Source organism: Streptomyces sp. CA-251247, assembly GCF_050952975.1.
GTDB lineage: Bacteria > Actinomycetota > Actinomycetes > Streptomycetales > Streptomycetaceae > Streptomyces > Streptomyces achmelvichensis.
This window is the reverse complement of the sequence record NZ_CP191861.1, coordinates 444,813-461,546: the sequence shown is the minus strand read 5'-3', so window position 1 is coordinate 461,546 and position 16,734 is coordinate 444,813. Positions and strand designations below refer to the sequence as shown.

18 protein-coding genes are annotated in these 16,734 nt (G+C 70.8%); 8 read left to right on the top strand and 10 right to left on the bottom strand.

All coding sequences use genetic code 11. The features are described from left to right. Window positions 1-41: 41 nt before the first annotated feature. Window positions 42-722, top strand: coding sequence for a pyridoxine/pyridoxamine 5'-phosphate oxidase (locus tag ACQPWZ_RS01935; RefSeq protein WP_433570412.1), 681 nt, complete (start codon window positions 42-44; stop codon window positions 720-722). A gap of 233 nt (window positions 723-955) precedes the next feature. On the opposite strand, the gene ACQPWZ_RS01930 is transcribed toward ACQPWZ_RS01935, so the two are convergent. Next, on the bottom strand, window positions 956-1,240 hold the full coding sequence (locus tag ACQPWZ_RS01930) for a WhiB family transcriptional regulator (protein ID WP_340471357.1): 285 nt from the start codon (window positions 1,238-1,240) through the stop codon (window positions 956-958). 322 nt (window positions 1,241-1,562) lie between these two features. Between ACQPWZ_RS01930 and ACQPWZ_RS01925 the strand changes: the two genes are divergently transcribed. Continuing rightward, window positions 1,563-3,317: a S8 family peptidase gene (locus tag ACQPWZ_RS01925; protein ID WP_433573753.1), complete on the top strand. Its 1,755-nt coding sequence runs from the start codon at window positions 1,563-1,565 to the stop codon at window positions 3,315-3,317. Window positions 3,318-3,489: 172 nt separating this feature from the next. Here ACQPWZ_RS01925 and ACQPWZ_RS01920 read toward each other — a convergent pair whose 3' ends face one another. After that, window positions 3,490-3,819: a hypothetical protein gene (locus tag ACQPWZ_RS01920; protein ID WP_340471356.1), complete on the bottom strand. Its 330-nt coding sequence runs from the start codon at window positions 3,817-3,819 to the stop codon at window positions 3,490-3,492. Between the two features lie 275 nt (window positions 3,820-4,094). On the opposite strand from ACQPWZ_RS01920, the gene ACQPWZ_RS01915 reads away from it, so the two are divergent. Continuing rightward, on the top strand, window positions 4,095-7,415 hold the full coding sequence (locus ACQPWZ_RS01915; RefSeq protein ID WP_433570411.1) for a S8 family peptidase: 3,321 nt from the start codon (window positions 4,095-4,097) through the stop codon (window positions 7,413-7,415). A 127-nt stretch (window positions 7,416-7,542) separates the two neighbouring features. Here ACQPWZ_RS01915 and ACQPWZ_RS01910 read toward each other — a convergent pair whose 3' ends face one another. From ACQPWZ_RS01910 to ACQPWZ_RS01895, 4 genes are all read right to left on the bottom strand, one after another. Next, entirely contained in the window at window positions 7,543-7,704 is a 162-nt protein-coding gene (locus tag ACQPWZ_RS01910; RefSeq protein WP_340471354.1) for a hypothetical protein, read from the bottom strand. A 227-nt stretch (window positions 7,705-7,931) separates the two neighbouring features. Next, window positions 7,932-8,510 (bottom strand): hydrolase, encoded by a 579-nt coding sequence (locus tag ACQPWZ_RS01905; protein ID WP_433570410.1) that lies wholly within the window; start codon window positions 8,508-8,510, stop codon window positions 7,932-7,934. An 80-nt stretch (window positions 8,511-8,590) separates the two neighbouring features. After that, window positions 8,591-9,124 carry a GNAT family N-acetyltransferase gene (locus tag ACQPWZ_RS01900; protein WP_340471352.1) on the bottom strand — a complete coding sequence of 178 codons (534 nt, stop codon included), beginning with the start codon at window positions 9,122-9,124 and terminating at the stop codon, window positions 8,591-8,593. A gap of 90 nt (window positions 9,125-9,214) precedes the next feature. Continuing rightward, window positions 9,215-10,003 carry an oxidoreductase gene (locus ACQPWZ_RS01895; RefSeq protein ID WP_433570409.1) on the bottom strand — a complete coding sequence of 263 codons (789 nt, stop codon included), beginning with the start codon at window positions 10,001-10,003 and terminating at the stop codon, window positions 9,215-9,217. Between the two features lie 298 nt (window positions 10,004-10,301). Between ACQPWZ_RS01895 and ACQPWZ_RS01890 the strand changes: the two genes are divergently transcribed. Then, window positions 10,302-10,952, top strand: coding sequence for a helix-turn-helix domain-containing protein (locus tag ACQPWZ_RS01890; protein ID WP_340471350.1), 651 nt, complete (start codon window positions 10,302-10,304; stop codon window positions 10,950-10,952). 66 nt (window positions 10,953-11,018) lie between these two features. Here ACQPWZ_RS01890 and ACQPWZ_RS01885 read toward each other — a convergent pair whose 3' ends face one another. The 3 genes from ACQPWZ_RS01885 to ACQPWZ_RS01875 form a co-directional block, all read right to left on the bottom strand. Then, the gene (locus tag ACQPWZ_RS01885; RefSeq protein WP_340471349.1) at window positions 11,019-11,330 is read right to left on the bottom strand and encodes a hypothetical protein; all 312 of its coding nucleotides are present in this window, start codon (window positions 11,328-11,330) and stop codon (window positions 11,019-11,021) included. A 119-nt stretch (window positions 11,331-11,449) separates the two neighbouring features. Further along, a complete protein-coding gene (locus ACQPWZ_RS01880) occupies window positions 11,450-12,004 on the bottom strand; it encodes a hypothetical protein (RefSeq protein WP_340471348.1) in 555 nt (184 codons plus the stop codon). Between the two features lie 149 nt (window positions 12,005-12,153). Beyond that, window positions 12,154-12,507, bottom strand: a complete 354-nt coding sequence (locus tag ACQPWZ_RS01875) for a cupin domain-containing protein (RefSeq protein WP_356705009.1) — start codon at window positions 12,505-12,507, stop codon at window positions 12,154-12,156. Window positions 12,508-12,703: 196 nt separating this feature from the next. Here ACQPWZ_RS01875 and ACQPWZ_RS01870 point away from each other — a divergent pair, with 196 nt between their 5' ends. After that, entirely contained in the window at window positions 12,704-13,348 is a 645-nt protein-coding gene (locus tag ACQPWZ_RS01870) for a TOPRIM nucleotidyl transferase/hydrolase domain-containing protein (protein ID WP_433570408.1), read from the top strand. A gap of 50 nt (window positions 13,349-13,398) precedes the next feature. Here ACQPWZ_RS01870 and ACQPWZ_RS01865 read toward each other — a convergent pair whose 3' ends face one another. Continuing rightward, window positions 13,399-14,817: a DUF2252 domain-containing protein gene (locus ACQPWZ_RS01865; RefSeq protein WP_433570407.1), complete on the bottom strand. Its 1,419-nt coding sequence runs from the start codon at window positions 14,815-14,817 to the stop codon at window positions 13,399-13,401. A gap of 313 nt (window positions 14,818-15,130) precedes the next feature. Between ACQPWZ_RS01865 and ACQPWZ_RS01860 the strand changes: the two genes are divergently transcribed. Genes ACQPWZ_RS01860 through ACQPWZ_RS01850 form a run of 3 tightly spaced genes read left to right on the top strand, consistent with a single transcriptional unit; the run spans window position 15,131 to window position 16,734 of the window. After that, window positions 15,131-15,451, top strand: a complete 321-nt coding sequence (locus ACQPWZ_RS01860) for a gas vesicle protein (RefSeq protein WP_340471344.1) — start codon at window positions 15,131-15,133, stop codon at window positions 15,449-15,451. A 39-nt stretch (window positions 15,452-15,490) separates the two neighbouring features. After that, entirely contained in the window at window positions 15,491-15,985 is a 495-nt protein-coding gene (locus ACQPWZ_RS01855) for a gas vesicle structural protein GvpA (RefSeq protein WP_433570406.1), read from the top strand. Window positions 15,986-15,987: 2 nt separating this feature from the next. Then, on the top strand, window positions 15,988-16,734 hold the full coding sequence (locus tag ACQPWZ_RS01850) for a GvpL/GvpF family gas vesicle protein (protein WP_433570405.1): 747 nt from the start codon (window positions 15,988-15,990) through the stop codon (window positions 16,732-16,734).

The following is a 16,734-nucleotide window of genomic DNA, read 5'->3' as shown; positions in this document are numbered from 1 at the left end:
ATTCGCAGTGCGGATATACGGGGCGATTGCGGGAGGTTACGGTGTCGGAGAGCGAGCGGACCGGGAGCGTGCGGGAGTGGCTGCGCGGCCTGGAGGTCTTTGCCGGACCACTGCCGGAGTTCGACCCCGCGAACGCGCCGGGTGAGCCGGTGGAACTGTTCCTGTGGTGGCTGGCGGAGGCGGTCGAGGCCGGCGTACCGGAACCCCACGCCATGACCCTGTCCACGGTCGACGCGCTCGGGGAGCCCAACGCCCGGATGCTGATCCTGAAGAACGTGGACGCGGTGGAGGGGTGGCAGTTCGCCGCACATGCCGAGAGCCCCAAGGGGCGACAGCTGACGGACCGTCCTTCCGCCGCGCTGACGTTCTACTGGCCGGGGCAGGGGCGCCAGGTCCGGGTGAGGGGTGCGGTCGCCCCCGAGTCGGCCGACCGCAGCGCCGCCGACTGTCTCGCCCGGTCGGACACGGCGCGGGCGGAGGCCCTGCTCGGCTGCCAGAGCAGGCACCTCAGCAGCCTCGAAGAACGGGACCTGGCCGTGAAGGAGTCGCTGGCCCGTATCGAGAGGGAACCGGGGCTGGTCGCCGAGTCGTGGACCCTCTACACGCTCGTGCCCACCGAGATCGAGTTCTGGCAGGCCGACGCGAGCCGGATCCATACGCGTGTGCGTTACGAACGGGACGAGCCGGACAGCATCTGGCAGCAGCATCTGCTCTGGCCGTAACTGGCACCTACAGGACGCAGCAGTCGCTGCAGTCGTAGCAGGACGTGCCAGGCCGTCGAAGGGGCGCGCCGTGCCTGTGCGGGCGGCCGCGCCGTGTCGTACGGCGTCGGCCGGGCAGGGCGAGGGGGCCGGAGCGAGGAGTGACCCGTCACCTCACCGGGTGAGGGCCCTCCCGCCGCTCCGCCACAGCCCCGGGGCCGGTCGTCCGGCCCCTGACGGGCAGACGGCAGGCCCTAGTGGGCGGCCGCCGCCGATCGACGCCTGGCGTTCCGGCGCTTGAGTGCCCGGCGCTCGTCCTCGCCGAGCCCGCCCCACACTCCGGAGTCCTGGCCGTGTTCCATGGCCCACTCCAGGCACTGCTGCTGTACGGGGCACCGGTTGCAGACCGCCTTGGCCTCGGCTACCTGAAGCAGGGCCGGGCCGGTGTTGCCGACGGGGAAGAACAGGTCGGGGTCTTCGTCGAGGCATGCCGCTGTCTGACGCCAGTTCTCGTACTCCACGGAGAGTGCCTCCTCCATTCGCAGACGTGATGTTGCCGGGCTCTCCTTCGGGTCACCGACGATCGGCCGCTGAAACTACCGATGCGTCTGCGATTCGGGCCGATGCCCATCTGCCCCGCCCGGCGTCGGGGGGCGGTCGCCATCATGGGCCGACAAGCGGAGGCCGGCCAACCACCTGTCCGACAAGGGTACTTGTGTGATCGAACTCTTCCCATGCAGGTCCGAGATCTGACATGTTTCGTTCACCTTTCCCGACCCGCCCGGCCGACGCCACCAGCGTCCCGGGCCCACGGAGGATGTCTTGCTTACCCTCATATCCAGCCGCCTGAGACGCTCGGTCGTGGCCGTGGCCGCTCTCGGTGCGACCGCAGCGTTCATGCACCCCGCCGGCGCGGCTCCCGTAGCCGCGAACGCGTCAGGGAGCACCGCGGCTCTCTCGGCCCCCTCCTCGACGGCCGTATGGGCCGCCGGTACCCGGGCGTACCTGGTCATCGGCGCGCCGGGCGACACCTCGGCCCTGCGGACCGCGGTCACGAACAACGGCGGCACGGTCTTCGCGTACTACGACGCGATCGGTGTCGTCGTGGCGCACTCGACGTCCACCTCCTTCGCCGCCACCATGCGCGGCGTGAGCGGCGTCCAGCAGGTGGGTGCCACCCGGACCTCGGACGTTCCCGCGGACGCGTACAGCCCCGCGCTGCCGGCCACTCCGGCGCAGACCCCGACCACGCTCACCGAGTCGAACCGCTGGGACATGACCCAGATCAAGGCCGACAAGGCCTGGGCCGTCAGCACCGGTTCCGCCGGCGTCAAGGTCGGCGTCCTCGACACGGGCGTCGACGACCTGCACCAGGACATCGCGCCCAACTTCAACGCCGCCGACTCCGCCTCCTGTGCCTACGGCAAGGCGGACACCCGGACCGGCGCCTGGCGCGACGTCGGCACGCACGGTACGCACGTGGCGGGCACGATCGCGGCCGCGAAGAACGGCAAGGGCGTCATCGGCGTGGCCCCGGGCGTGAAGATCTCCTCCGTCCGGATCGCCGAGCCGAGCACCAGCATGTTCTTCGCCGAGAACACCATCTGCGGATTCGTGTGGGCCGGTGACCACGGCTTCAAGGTCACCAACAACAGCTACTACACCGATCCGTGGATGTTCAACTGCCCGGACAACGCCGACCAGGCGGCGATCATCGAGGGCGTCAGGCGCGCGCAGGAGTACGCGGAGAACAAGGGCTCACTTCAGGTCGCGGCCGCGGGCAACTCCAACTACGACCTCGCCAACAAGCGGACCGACACGTCGAGCCCGAACGACTCGACCCCGGTCACCCGCACCATCACCAACGCGTGCATCGACATCCCCACCGAACTGCCCGGTGTGGTGACGGTGGCGGCCATGGGCAACGGCAGCGTCAAGGCGTCGTACTCCAACCTCGGCCGGAACATCATCGATGTCGCGGCCCCCGGTGGCGACGGCGCCTCCGGCGTCTACTCGACGCTGCCCGGCGGCAAGTACGGCAACATGAACGGCACGTCGATGGCCTCGCCCCACGTGGCGGGCGTCGCGGCGCTGCTGGCGAGCTCCGCCCCCGGCTCCACCCCGGCGGATCTGCGCGCCAGGCTGGCCACGCAGGCGACGGACATCGCCTGCCCGTCCGACAGCCGCTGCACGGGCACGACCGCCAACAACGCCTTCTTCGGTGAGGGGCAGGTCGACGCCCTGAAGGCCGTCGGCGGCACGCCGCCGCCCGGGAAGCACTTCGAGAACACCACGGACGTAGCCATCGCCGACAACGGCACGGTGGACTCCTCGCTGCCGGTGACCGGCGTCAGCGGGAACGCCCCGGCCACGCTGCAGGTCGGTGTGGACATCAAGCACACCTACCGCGGCGACCTCGTGCTGTCCCTCGTGGCGCCCGACGGCACCGTCTACACGCTGGAGGACTTCCCGAACAGCGACAGCGCCGACAACGTCGCCAAGACCTACACGGTGAACGCGTCGTCGGAGGTGGCCGCCGGTACCTGGAAGCTGCGCGTTCGTGACGTGGCCTCGCAGGACACCGGAAAGATCGACGCCTGGAACCTGACCTTCTAGCACGCGGAGCCGTCCCGGCACGGCAAAAGGTCCCGGGCAGAGGCTGTTCGCCACTGCCCGGGACCCACGGCAAAGCCGGCCCGGTGGTACGCACGGGGGGAACGGACCACCGGGCCGGACATCATCAGTATAGCGTTCAACTACCACTGCTCGCACACTGCGGTTCGAGCCCTCAGCCACCCGTGATCCACCGCAGAACCGTGCTGAAGGCGGAGTCCTCCAGAGCGCACAGCGCGTCGATGGCGGCGAAGTCGCCGGGGCAGGGTGCGACCCCCGCCGTGGTGAGAGCCGTCTGCACGTCCAGCCGCCGCTGGTCGCCGACCGGCAGGGTGTACGGGATGCGTTCCCTCGGGTCCGGGGCCGGCAGGAGGTAGTCGCCGGCCGAGTCCGTGAGGGTGTCCACCGTCCGCCCACCGAGGTACCAGGCGCCGGGGAAGCGGTACGGGTCGATCTCCTGCGACGTCTGCGGCGCTGCCGTCTCCGTGGTGTGCCAGCTGTGCATGAGAGCCTCCTGTGATGTGCGTGTCACTGAGTGTCAGGAGGCGTAACTCCCGCAGCGGGTTGCAGGGGCCGGGCTTTATCAGCCGGACGCCCTAATCGGCATCTCGTCATAGGTCAGGGCCATTTGTGTGACCCCGAGGTATGTGGAAGTGAAACATTCCGCACCGCCGACCGCGTCTTCCCCAACAGGAGTCACATGTCTCTCATGTGCTCAGCGTTCTCTGAGGGGGAGAGTTGCACAGAAGACACAGCGGACCGAGTACCGTCGTCGCGGCCGTGGCGCTTGCGTGTGTCGCCGGGCTGGTCACCGCCGTACCGGCCGCCGCCGGCCCGGCCTCCGGACCGCCGGCGCCGGGCAGTTCGGGCGCCCGCGCGGACACCGCCGTGGCACGGTGGATCACCTTGGTCACGGGCGACTCGGTGGGTGTCGACGCGGCGGGCGAACCCGTACGGATCGTGCCCGGCAAGGGGCGGGACGGCATACCGATCAGGATCGAACGGACGAAGGGTCGCACCCTTGTGCTGCCGCAGGACGCACGGCAGTTGGTCCGTTCGGGGCGCGTCGACGAGCGGCTCTTCGACGTCGGCGAACTCAACACGTCGCAGTACCGGGGGAGTGAGCGGTCCGGGCTGCCGCTGATCCTCACCTACGGAGGCCAGGGCACCACGTCAGGGGAGCGGACGGCCAAGGGGCTGAAGAGCGCACTGCGCGAGGACGGCGCGGCCACGGTCCGCCGTACCTTCCCGCGGATCGACGCGGACGCGGTCACCGTCCCCGCACCGTCCGCGGGCAGCGTGTGGAAGACCCTGACCCGGGCGTCCGCGACCGGCGCCGGCCAACGCAGCGCAGCACCCGGCCTCGAACGGATCTGGCTCGACGGCGTCCGGAAGGCCGACCTGGACCGGAGCGTTCCGCAGATCGGCGCCCCCGCCGCATGGGCAGCGGGCTACGACGGCGAGGGTGTCCGGATAGCCGTCCTGGACAGCGGAGTCGACGAAACGCATCCCGATCTCCAGGGCCGGCAGGTGGCCGAGGCGAACTTCTCCTGGGCCGCGGACACCAAGGACCGCCTCGGGCACGGCACCCATGTGGCCTCCATCGCCTCCGGCACGGGCGCCAAGTCCGCGGAGAAGTTCCGGGGTGTGGCACCGGGTTCGCGCATTCTCGACGCCAAGGTGCTCGACGACGACGGCTACGGCAGCGACTCCGCCGTCATCGCCGGTATGGAATGGGCCGCCTCCCGGAACGCCGACATCGTGAACCTCAGCCTCGGCGGCCCGGACCGCCCCGGCGTCGACCCCGTGGAGGAGACCGTCAACCGGCTCTCCGCCGAACGCGGCGTCCTCTTCGTGGCCGCCGCGGGCAACTCCGGCCCGGGCGTGGGCACTCTGGAATCCCCGGGCAGCGCGGACGCCGCGCTCGCCGTGGGGTCGGTCGACACGAGCGAGGTGATCGCGCCGTCGTCCGGCCGCGGGCCGCGCGCCGGCGGCGGAGCCGTCAAGCCCGACGTCACCGCGCCCGGAGTGGAGATCACCGCCGCCTCCGCGCCGGGCAGCAGGATCGCGGGCGAGGTCGGGGAGCAGCCGCCCGGCTACGTCACCATCTCGGGGACGTCCATGGCCACCCCGCACGTCGCGGGAGCCGCCGCGCTCCTCAAGCAGCAGCATCCGCAGTGGACGAACACGGAACTCAAGGCCGCGCTGGTCGCCGGTGCGCGGCCCGGTGGCGCGGGGGCCTTCGCGGAGGGCAGCGGCCGTGTCGATGTGGCGGCGGCCATGGCGGTGTCGGTCGTCGCCGAGCCGACATCCGTCGGCTTCGCCCGCCAGGTCTACCCGCACGCCGACGACAAGCCGGAGACCAGAAAGCTCACCTACCGCAACCTGGGCGGCGAGCCGATGACGCTCGACCTCTCGGTGACCGCCGTCGGACCCGACGGGAAGCCGGGGCCCGCGGGCATGTTCACTCTCGGCGCGGAGCGGCTGACCGTGCCGGCGGGCGGCACGGCCGCGGTCGACCTGACGGCCGACACCCGGCCGGGCGGCGAGGTGAACGGCATGTACAGCGCGACGGTGACGGCTCAGGGCGCGGGCCGGACCGTACGCACCGTGGCGGCCCTCGAGCGCGAGGTGGAGACCTACGACGTGACGGTCCGCCACCTCGACCGCGCGGGGGAGCCGGCGAAGGAGTACTGGCCCTCGCTGAACCGGCTCTCCGGGCTCGGCGCACCGGGAACGGACTACGCGTCCGCAGGCGCGGGCGGCACCTACACGGCGCGGCTGCCGAAAGGCGTCTACTACCTCGACGCGCTGATCTTCGAGGAGGACGAGGGCAGGAGCCGGATCTCGGCACCCCACTTCGAGGTCACCAAGGACACGACGGTCACCCTGGACGCCCGTACCGCGAAGCCGATCAGCATCACCGGTCCGGACCCCGCTGCCGAGCGGGTGTTCGCCGAGACCTTCATCGAACTCGACACCCCTGACTACGGATTCTCGGCCGGTATGACCGGACCCTCGTTCGAGACCATGCGGACGGCACAGCTGGGACCGGACTTCTCGACGGACGGCACCCTGTTCCAGCAGTTCAACGCATTCGACCGGCGGGGCACGAACGAGTACCGCCTCGCCTACGGCAGCAAGGTGACACGGCTGGCCACCGGCTTCGAACGGCAGGCCGAACGGGAGGAGCTCGCCAGGGTCGGCCTGCGGCTCGGTGCCACGGTCGGCGGCAAGCAGGGAGCCCTTGTGGCGACGCCGTTCATCGACGGCAGCTTCGGCTCCATCTTCAGCCCGTCCGTGACCCGGCCGCTTCCGGCGGCGGCCACGTTGTTCCTCAGCGCCGCGGCCGGCACCACCTGGTCCATCGGGCTGGACCAGTGGGACGACACCGGTTCCTCTCCGGAGATCTCGCACGGGACGGGGATCAAGCGGTACGAGGCGGGACGGGCGTACCGCAACGACCTCGGCATCGGCGTGTTCGGCCCCGGCCTCGGCACGTCGCAGGGGGTGGTCCGCCACGGTGACACCATCACGGGCTGCCTGGACCTGTTCCGGGACGGCACGGGCAACTGGAGCTTCTCGGACACCGACACCCTCTCGACGGCGCTGTATCGGGGCGGCGTCGAGGTCGACGGTTCCGGGGACATGCTGAACTGCTGGCAGGGCGTCACCGTCCCGGCGGACACGGGCACGTTCCGGCTGACCGCAACGGCCGTACGAGGTGGCGGCTCCAGCGCCGCGACCGAGGTCAGCGCCGCATGGACGTTCACCTCCGGGCACACCGCCACCGAGCAGTCCCTGCCGGTCTCCGTCGTCCGTTTCACGCCGCGCCTCGCGGCGGACTCCACCGCCCCGGCAGGAGCCCTGATGCGGGTACCGGTGAGCGTCCAGGGCGCCGCCGCGGGCAAGAACCTCGCCTCGCTCGTCGTGCACGTCAGTCACGACGGCAAGACCTGGAAGAAGGCCGCGGTCGTGGGCGGCGGGGTGATCGTGCGCAACCCGCAGGCGGGACAGGCGATTTCGTTCCGCGCGGTTGTCGCCGACAAGCAGGGCAACACCCTCACCCAGACGATCCGGGACGCCTACCGGGGGAAGTAGCCGCGATCGGCACGTTCCCCCGACACGGGGAGGAGGCCGGCCTCACGGCCCAGGGAACACAGAGGAGCGGCCCGGCGGACATCCGCCGGGCCGCTCTCCTCTGTGCGGGACGCGCCCGTGACAGGCTTCAGGCCTGCGAAGGAAGCCGGCCGGGGAGCGCATCGTCTTCCTCCAGCTCCGGAAGTTCGATGAGGTAATGCGGCTCACGGAACAGATCCGTGTAACCCGCGGCAGCTGTGGTGCTGCGCGTCGGCTCGTCGCCGTCGCGCCGGGGCGCATCAGTGGTCATGCAGGCCTTCCGAGGATGATTGCGACGCGGCGTGGTCGTTCCGCCGACGCTTGTGGGTGCCGGCCCGCACCACCACCGCCGTGACGAGGCGCTGTGAGTACGAAGCCCGACGAATCATATGCCCGTTCGACGGGAGGAACTGACGCGCAACGCGTGCACCGCAGCAGGATCTTGTGCCCCTGTGCGGCCCCCGTGGCCGATCGGTCTGGCGAAGCCTGTCGCGGATGTCAGCCGGACGTCTTCTCCAGGAGAGCGATGATGTCATGGGTGGTCCCGGTCTCGCCCAGGAGCGGGAAGATGCGCTCGACGCTGTTGCGGTGCGCGTCGGCATCGGTGTCCGACATGGCGTCCGTGGCGAGGGTGACGTGGTAGCCGTGCTCGTAGGCGGCTCGGGCGGTGGTCTCCACGCCGATGCTGGTGGAGATGCCCGCCAGCACGATCTGCGTGACACCGCGGCGCCGCAGCTGCACATCGAGGTCGGTGCCGTGGAAGGCACCCCAGTTGTGCTTGGTCACGGGAATTTGGCTGCCGCCCGCGAGTTCCTCCACGATCACGTCCCACCCCTCGGGCATGGCGCCGCGCGGGCCGGCTTCGGTGCGGCCGGGCAGGGCGTCCGCCCCGTCGGCGGCGAAGCTGACGCGGACCAGGACCACGGGGGAGCGGTGGGCACGGAAGGCGTCCGCGAGCCGCGCGGCGCGCGCGACCACGTCGGCACCGGAGTGCGGGGCGACGGGCCTGCCGACGATGCCCTGCTGAAGGTCGATCACCACCAGCGCGGTGGTGGGGTCCAGGGTGGTGAGGGCCATGAGCGTGCTCTTTCTGGGCGGGGGGGAAGGGGCGCGGTCCCGGTGCGGGCGGGAAGGCCGGGGCGCCGGGCCCGGGGCGGTCAGGCGGCGAATTCCGTGAGGTCGATGGCGTAGACGGTCAGTGCATGGCCGTACACCGGGTGGGTCGTCTCACGTTCCGGTTCCATGCCGAGCTTGCGCATCACGTTCTGCGACGCTTCGTTCCCGGGCCGGGTGATGCTGATGACCCGGTCCAGACCGCGGTCCTGCAGCGCGAACTCCAAGGTGGCGTGGGCGGCTTCGGACGCATAACCCTGGCCCCAGAACTGCTGACCGAGCCGCCAGCCGATCTCCACGGCCGGCAGCACCTCCGGCAGGAACTCGGGCACGGACAGCCCGACGAAGCCGATCAGCTCGCCCGAGGCCAGCAGTTCGACGGCGAAGAGACCGAAGCCCTCCTCGTCCCACTCCTCCTCCCACCGCTCGATGTCGTCCGCGGTGGCCTCCAGATCACGGACCGAACCGTCGCGGATCCATTCCATGACGCGTGGATCCGCGTTGATGTCCGCCATGGGCACGAGGTCGTCGTCGTGCCAGCGGCGGAGGATGAGGCGGGGTGTGCGGATCTCGATCATGGGGCCCATCCTGGCCGAAGCCGTGCGTTCAGTGGTAACCGGAGTACGTCCGGCATGCATACCACCCGGTGGTCGACGGACGTGGAGGCGTCAGAGCGTCGTGATCAGACCGCCGTCGATCGTGAAGTCGGCGCCGGTGACATTGGCCGTACGGTCGCTGGCCAGCAGCAGCACCAGATCGGCCACTTCCTGCGGGCGGGTGAAGCGCCCGGTGGCCGACTGCGCCGCCGCCTGCCGTGTCACGTCGTCGGGCGTGGCGCCGCTGGACTCCGCGACGGTCGCCGCGACGCCGTCCTCGCCGAGCCACAGTGCCGTCTCCACGGGGCCGGGACTGACCGTGTTGACGCGAACCCCGCGGGACGCGACCTCCTTGGACAGGGCTTTGCAGAAGTTGGACAGCGCCGCCTTGCTCGCGCAGTAGTCGACGATGGCCGGATCCGGCAGGAAGGCGTTGACCGAACTGACGGTCACGACGGAACCGCCACCGCGGTCGATCAGATGCGGCAGAGCCGCCCGCGTGGTGCGCACCGCGCTCAGGAAGTTGATCGTCAGCGACTCCGTCCAGTCCTCGTCGGTCACGGAGACGAAGCCGCCGGACCGCGGGCGCACCGCACCGACGTTGTTGACGACGATGTCCACCCCGCCGAAGTAGTCGACCGCCTCGCCCACCAGCCCGCCGGGTCCCTCCGTCGTCGTGAGGTCCACAAGTACCGGCCGGACCTGAGGGCCGGCCGCGAGGTCGGCGAGGGAGTCCGTGAGGGTACGGGCGCCTGCGACCACTTTCACGCCCTCGGCCACCAGCCCCTGGGTCACCGCCAGCCCGATGCCCTTGCTCGCGCCGGTGACCACGGCGACTTTGCCTGCCAGATGCAGCTCCATGGGGACTCCCTGGATCGCGGGTACCGGGCGGCCCGGGGCGCGGACGTCCGGTACCACCGATTTTCCCTCATCGGAGGGCCGTCGGCAGATGCGCAGGTCCGCGGTACCCGGTGGGAGCCACCCGCGGCGCCGCAGCGTCCCCCGCCACTGCGTTCCTGCGGCAACTGCCGACAGTCGACTCTGCGAGCAGGTAATCTGATCTTGTAAATGTCGAGACGGCGGCTGGAAAATGCTGTGCGTTCTCCACCCCACGTCCAGAGATCGGGCTCGCCTCCGTTCCCAGCCAGGAGGGCGTCGTATGGGGCGCGCCGAGAATCCCATCGCGCCGTGCACCACATCGCTGCACGCCCTTGCCAGCTGGCTGCGACAGCGCCGGGCGGACGCCCAGGTGAGCTACACGGAACTGGCCCAGCGCACGCACTTCAGCAAGGCCACGCTCAGCCGGGCCGTATCGGGCCGGACGGTGCCCCGGCTCGTGGTCGTCAAAGCACTCGCCGAGGTCTGCGGGGCGGACCCGGCGGAGGCGGAACGCCTGTGGAAGGGCGCGCGTTACGACGCCCGCAACACCTGGCCCGGCCACGGCGCGAGCCGCCTCCGGATCGACTACGTCACCACGTTCGCCGGACTGCACCTCGCCCTGCTGGAGCTGTACCGCAGAGACGGCAGCCGCCCCTACCGGGAGTTGGAGAGACAGGCCGGCCGCCACGGCCAGCTGCCGCACGCCACGATCGGCCGGGTCCTCACCCAACGGGCCCACCCGCGACGCGAGTTCGTCCTGGCCTTCATCCAGACCTGCGGCGTCACGGACGAGGACGACCTCGAGGTGTGGGGACGGGCGTGGGACCGGGCGCAGGCCGCGCACATCCTGTCGTCCCCGCCCCCTCGGCGGAAGAGCAGACCGGGCCACCGGCCGACGCGGGACCAGCGCAACGCCTGCCGCCATCCCTGACGGGGGAGGGCCGGCGACCCGGCGACCCGGCGGGCACTCGGCCCGGCCCTGTCCGAACGACGCCTCCTAGACGTCGATGCCCGTCACCGCGGCCGGGCCGAGCGGTGCGTCGTCCTCGGTGAAGCCGGCGCGGCTGAGCGCTGCCGCGGCGGCCTCCTTGGCCTGCGCCTCCGCGCTGCCGCTGTCGTCGGCCTCCACCTCGAGACGGATGCTGAACGTGCTGTTCTCGTTGACCGTCAGAATGTCGAGATCCTCCAGGCGTCCCAGCGACGTCTGCTGCGGATCGGCGGGACGCAGCGTCTCCTCGACCTCGGCCCTGGCCCCGTCGCTCAGCTCGCGCAGGAATGTGCCCGGGATGGTGATGACGTACGTGGTCATGCAATCCTCCTCGCTCGAACGGACTGGCGTACCAACACGATGTGCGCTGCGGCCTTGCACAAGGACCTGCCCTCGATCCGGATCTTCGAACGCGGTCCGGGGGATCTGCGGGCACCGGCTCAGTGACCCGCGAGGAGCTTCACGCCCACGACTCCCACCCCGATCGCGGTGTCCAGGAGCCCCGAGACGAGGGCGCTCAGCGGGCCGTTGCCCATCCGCAGTCCCGTCCGCCAGCCCCACAGGAACAGGGTCGCGATCTCCACGCCGGCGCTGATCAGCAGGGCGGTGTCCAGCTCCATGACGCCCAGGGCCGACATGCCGATCAGCACCAGCGGCCCCACCGCGCAGAGCAGCAGCGGGCTCGAGATGTGCAGCGCCGTCCGGATCTCCGTCCAGGTCGCCCCGCGACCGCTCATGGCGCGGTGCGACTGCTCGTCGGCGACCAGGGTGGCCAGCCAGATCCCGAGCGCGGTCACCGCGACGGTGATCGCGGACTCGCTGTGGCCGGGTGTGTCCGCCGCGGCGAGGGTCACGATCACGGCGGCCAGGGTGATGGTGGCGTAGATCCGTTCCTTGAGCCGTGCGGCCGCGGGGTCGCCCGCGCGGGCGGCGGTGATGCCGGTGGCGCCGGTGATGCGATCGCCCGCGGACGGGTGCGGGGGGTCGCTGGACATGCGGGCGCCCTTCCGTCGTGGTCCCTGGATGCCCGTTTCGGGCGGGTACGCACCAGAAGGTAGCCGACCGGACATACGGAACCGGGCAGCGTGCCGCGGACTGTCGCGGAGGACCGCAGCACACTGCCCGGGCCACCGGGCCGTACCCGCTAGGACGTCGTGATCTGGTACGCCTTGCGCAGCGTCTCGTGCACGGTCCACGTCGTCCGGTCGCCCTCACGCAGGACGCAGGCGTCGCCCGGCCCCACGTCGAACGTGGGTCCGTCCTGGACGGCGATGGTGGCGCGGCCGCTGACGACCACGAACAGTTCGTCCGCCTCGGTGTCCGTGACGACGCCGGGCGTGATCTGCCAGATCCCGCGGGTGTTCCTGCCGTCCTCCGACTCCCACAGAACCTTCCCCGACACCTCAGGCGTGCCCTGCACGATCTGCGAGGGATCCAGGGGGTCGGGCTCCAGGTCGGCGTCGGGGATGTGCACGGCGAAACTGCTGAACGTGGTCATGGAGGTGACGCTAGGCAGGACGAGGTGCTGTGCGGCAGAGACACACTGCCGCACGCTCCGACCGGCGGAAAGACAGGGTGACGAGGGCACCGGTCATAAAGGGGCGGCGAGGCTCCGGGGCTACCGACGACAATGGGCGGGCAAGGACGTTCGATCAACGGGAGGACCGCAGCGGATGCCGGGGCACCCGGAGGACATGAGGAGATTCCGACTGGCCGTCGTCGAGTGTGCGGCCGGGGGCGACCGGGCCTCCGAGGCCGAAGCCGTCGCCCAGCGGCTCGCCGTCGGTGTGCGGACCGTCGTCCTGGTCGAGGGGGACAGCGACCGGATCGCGCTCGAAGTCCTGGCCGCCCGGTACGGCAGACGGCTCGACGCGGAGGGGATCTCCGTCGTGCCGCTCGGAGGTGCCACCAGCATCGGGCGGTTCCTGAAGATGTTCGGCCCGCAGGGGATCGACGTCCGGCTGGCCGGTCTCTGCGACGCCGGCGAGGAGGACTTCTTCCAGCAGCGGCTGGAGGCTGCGGGCGTCGGCACGGCCCGCAGCCGTGACGAGATGGAGCAACTGGGCTTCTACGTCTGCGTGGCCGACCTGGAGGACGAGCTGATCCGCGCCCTCGGAGCGGACGAGGTGCAGGAAGTGGTCGAGGCCCAGGGTGAGTTGCGCTCGTTCCGCATCTTTCAGAAACAGCCCGCGCAGCGTGAGCGGACCGTGGAGCGGCAACTGCTGCGGTTCATGGGGACGCACGCCGGCCGCAAGGCGCACTACGCACGCTCGCTCGTCGAGGTGCTCGAGCCCGGACAGGTGCCGCGGCCACTGGACCGGCTCCTGGCAGCCATCTGACCTCACCCGCCCCGCCGCGCCGCCGCGCACGGCGGGCGTCGTCGGGAGGCTCAGCCCTCCTGGGCCGTGACCCGCTTGCTCTTGATCGCGTCGAGAAGTGCCTGGTGATCGCGTTCGTTCTGATCCGCGTACGCCTCGGCGAAGAGCGCCAGCGAGCGGTCGAAGATGTCGCTGCTGCCCAGGTAGGCGGCGATGGCGATCCGGTCGCCCGAGCGCGCGTGCGCGCGGGCGAGGGTCCCCCCGCACAGTTCGGCGAACAGATTCATGCCACGGGGCACCATCAACGACGGTTCGGGAACGCCCTTCCAGTCCCGCAGTTGGCGAACGTAGAAGTCCCGCTCCCAGCCGTCGATTCCGTGCACCCGCTCCCAGCCCAGGAAGATGTCGCTCGCCGCCTGCATCAGACGCTGGCCCGCCACCACCCGCTCTCCCTCCGTGGAGAGCCTGTTGCTGCCGAGGTGCGGGGCCAGTGCGGACGTATCGGCCTCCTTGGCCTGGAGGATCAGGGGGTCCTGCCCGTCCCGTCCGAGCAGCAGCACGATCCAGCAACGGGTACCGACGCTGCCGACCCCCACGACCTTGCGCGCCACATCAACCGGAGTGAACCCTTCCAGCAGGTGCCGGCGGTCCGACTGAAGACTCTTCGCGTAGCGGTTGATCAGACCGGCGAGCTTCTCTTCCAGGTCCACCCGTTCCAAGTCCGGCAGGAGGTGGGCCGCGGGAGTGATGACCGGCGGATTCGCGACGATCCGCCGCTCGCCGTCGATGATCCGCGTGAGCTTGTTGAAGGCCTGGAGGCTGTCGCGGCCGCGGGCCTTCGTCAGCGCGCGGGTCAGCTGCTTGCGGCCCCGCTTGTGCAGCCGGCCCGATGCCATGACAGACATCTGGTCGGCGTCGGACTTGGCGTACCAGACGTCGAGGGTGCGCATCTTCGCGAAACCCTGCATGTGCTCGCGGTAGGACCGCGCCGCGGACCGGACGATCATGGCGCGCTCCGCGTCCGAGAACCCGTTCTCCCGGCCCGCGATCGCGAGACTGGCGCCGAGACGCTTCACGTCCCACTCCCACGGTCCGGGCAGGGTCTCGTCGAAGTCATTGATGTCGAACAGCAGATTGCGTTCGGGAGAGGCGAGCAGACGGAAATTCATCATGTGGGCGTCGCCGCACAGCTGGGCGCGCAGACCCGAGTCGATGGTCGTCGCCAGATCGCCCGCCATGACCGCGGCGGCACCCCGGTAGAAGCGGAAGGGTGATTCCGACATCCGTCCGTAGCGGATCGGGACGAGTTCCGGCACGCGCCGTGCGGACTGCTTGTCGATGACGCTGATCGGGTCGGGCCGATGCCGCGACGGCATGAACTCGGCGTGGCCGGACCGGGGAGCCCGCGCCCGTGCGGCGCGCCCGCGGGCCGCTCGCTCGCTGGGCGACAGCTGTAGTTCCTGCAAGGCCGTCAACGGCTTCCGCTTCATCGCGCAACCTCCTGAACAGAGCACGCACACGGCACAGCCTTCTGTGGGCGGGCTCCGCGCCGTGCCCGGGCGCAAGCGGTGCGTGCGGCCCGCGCACACGGAGCGACGGCCCACGGCCGACCGGGGCACCTCTCCAGCAAACCGCACATCAGCACGAAGGGCACCTGGGCCACGGAGCCGCGCACCGGCCGGGGCGGTACGGGCGTCCGACCGCACGCGCACCGGCCCGGGCGGCACCGGTGACCGATGGCCCGGGCACCCGTCCGGCCCAACCCGGCGCGCGCCCCGCGTCACCGGCGACGAGGGTGAGCTCATGGCAGACACACGTGAGCGGCGTACGAAGTCGTCGTCCGCGGCCGGTTCCTCCAAGGACCGGTCGGTACGAGGCGCGGAGGATGCCGCCCGGAGCGCCTGCCGGACGCTGACCGGGCTGATCGACCACCCCTCGGAAGGTGTGTCGGCCGTGAGCCGCACCGACGACGGCTGGGTGGTCAACGTCGATGTGCTGGAGGTGGCGCGGATCCCCGACACCACCAGCCTGCTCGCCACCTACGAGGTGGAACTCGACAACGAGGGCGGACTGGTCTCGTACCGCCGCATCAGCCGGTACCGCAGGGGATCAGCCGACAGCTGACCTTCGGCTGCCCGGATCACCCGAGAGGATCGCCCGTCCATGACCACTTACAGCGACGAGGTCGTGTGCGCACCGCGCGCCGGCACGCTCTACGACGTCCTGGAACTCATCCTCGACCGCGGCATGGTCATCGACATCTTCGTCCGCGTCTCGCTGGTCGGCATCGAGATCCTGAAGATCGACGCCCGGATCGTCGTGGCGAGCGTCGACACCTACCTGCGATTCGCCGAAGCCTGCAACCGCCTGGACCTGGAGCACGACTCCCGCAGCACGACAGTGCCCGAGCTCTTCGGCGGGGGCATGGCCGGCCGGGTCGGCAAGGCCGGCGCGAAGCGGACCGCGCGGTCCCTCGGCGAGAAGGTCAAGGGCGCCCTCGGTCACGGCGACGACGATGACGATGACGACGACTACGAGCAGGAAGAGGAGCGCGAGTCGCGCGCACCGCGCCAGCGCCCCTCCTCGCGTACGCGGGAGAGCGGCTCCCGCGAACGCAGCACTTCGTCCCGCACCCGGCGCCGTACCGAGGAGGACTGATCGTGGCCGTCGACCCCCGACCGGAACACGGCATCTACGTGTACGCGTTCGTACGTGACGGCATGCCGTCCCCCGCGGCCGACGGCGTGGGCGGAGCGGCTGTGCGGCTCGTACCGGCGGGCGACCTCGCCGCCGCCGTCTCCGACGCGCCCGCCGGTCTGCGCGCCCGGCGCCGCGACCTGATGGCCCACCAGAATGTCCTGGGCGAGCTGGCAGCCGCCGGGCCGGTCCTGCCGATGAGGTTCGGCGTGATCGCGGCCGACGAACCCGCCGTGCACGAAGGCCTCATGACACGGCACGCCGAGTGCGTCGAGCAACTGGCCGCACTCGAAGGCCGGACGGAGATGAACGTGAAGGGCGGTGTGGTGCCCGACTCGTTCGACGATCTCGTACGCAGCGACACCCGGCTCCGCGCACTCGCCCTCAAGGCGCGGCGCAGCCCCGACTACCAGACGAACGTGGAGCTCGGTGAGGCCATTGCCGCGGGTGTGCGGCGGCGCGCGGAGCGGGCGGCCGAGGACGTACTCGCGCGGCTCGGCGCCCTGGCCGAGAGGACGGCGGGCGCGGACCTGGCCGGCGACACGGTCCTCAACATGTCGTACCTGATTCCGGCGGACGCCGTTCCGGAGTTCAGCGCGGCGGTCACCGAAGCGGCGCGGCGCCACCAGGGCCACCTCGCACTGAGCCTCACCGGCCCGCTGCCCTGCTACAGCTTCGTGACCGACGACGCCGTCCCGGCGAGGGCCTGA

Bases quoted from the DNA above. Each gene is read 5' to 3' on its own strand.
- ACQPWZ_RS01930 (WP_340471357.1), bottom strand. From the start codon at position 1,240: ATGGAGGAGGCACTCTCCGTGGAGTACGAGAACTGGCGTCAGACAGCG.
- ACQPWZ_RS01920 (WP_340471356.1), bottom strand. From the start codon at position 3,819: ATGCACAGCTGGCACACCACGGAGACGGCAGCGCCGCAGACGTCGCAG.
- ACQPWZ_RS01910 (WP_340471354.1), bottom strand. From the start codon at position 7,704: ATGACCACTGATGCGCCCCGGCGCGACGGCGACGAGCCGACGCGCAGC.
- ACQPWZ_RS01905 (WP_433570410.1), bottom strand. From the start codon at position 8,510: ATGGCCCTCACCACCCTGGACCCCACCACCGCGCTGGTGGTGATCGAC.
- ACQPWZ_RS01900 (WP_340471352.1), bottom strand. From the start codon at position 9,124: ATGATCGAGATCCGCACACCCCGCCTCATCCTCCGCCGCTGGCACGAC.
- ACQPWZ_RS01895 (WP_433570409.1), bottom strand. From the start codon at position 10,003: ATGGAGCTGCATCTGGCAGGCAAAGTCGCCGTGGTCACCGGCGCGAGC.
- ACQPWZ_RS01890 (WP_340471350.1), top strand. From the start codon at position 10,302: ATGGGGCGCGCCGAGAATCCCATCGCGCCGTGCACCACATCGCTGCAC.
- ACQPWZ_RS01885 (WP_340471349.1), bottom strand. From the start codon at position 11,330: ATGACCACGTACGTCATCACCATCCCGGGCACATTCCTGCGCGAGCTG.
- ACQPWZ_RS01880 (WP_340471348.1), bottom strand. From the start codon at position 12,004: ATGTCCAGCGACCCCCCGCACCCGTCCGCGGGCGATCGCATCACCGGC.
- ACQPWZ_RS01875 (WP_356705009.1), bottom strand. From the start codon at position 12,507: ATGACCACGTTCAGCAGTTTCGCCGTGCACATCCCCGACGCCGACCTG.
- ACQPWZ_RS01870 (WP_433570408.1), top strand. From the start codon at position 12,704: ATGAGGAGATTCCGACTGGCCGTCGTCGAGTGTGCGGCCGGGGGCGAC.
- ACQPWZ_RS01865 (WP_433570407.1), bottom strand. From the start codon at position 14,817: ATGAAGCGGAAGCCGTTGACGGCCTTGCAGGAACTACAGCTGTCGCCC.
- ACQPWZ_RS01860 (WP_340471344.1), top strand. From the start codon at position 15,131: ATGGCAGACACACGTGAGCGGCGTACGAAGTCGTCGTCCGCGGCCGGT.
- ACQPWZ_RS01855 (WP_433570406.1), top strand. From the start codon at position 15,491: ATGACCACTTACAGCGACGAGGTCGTGTGCGCACCGCGCGCCGGCACG.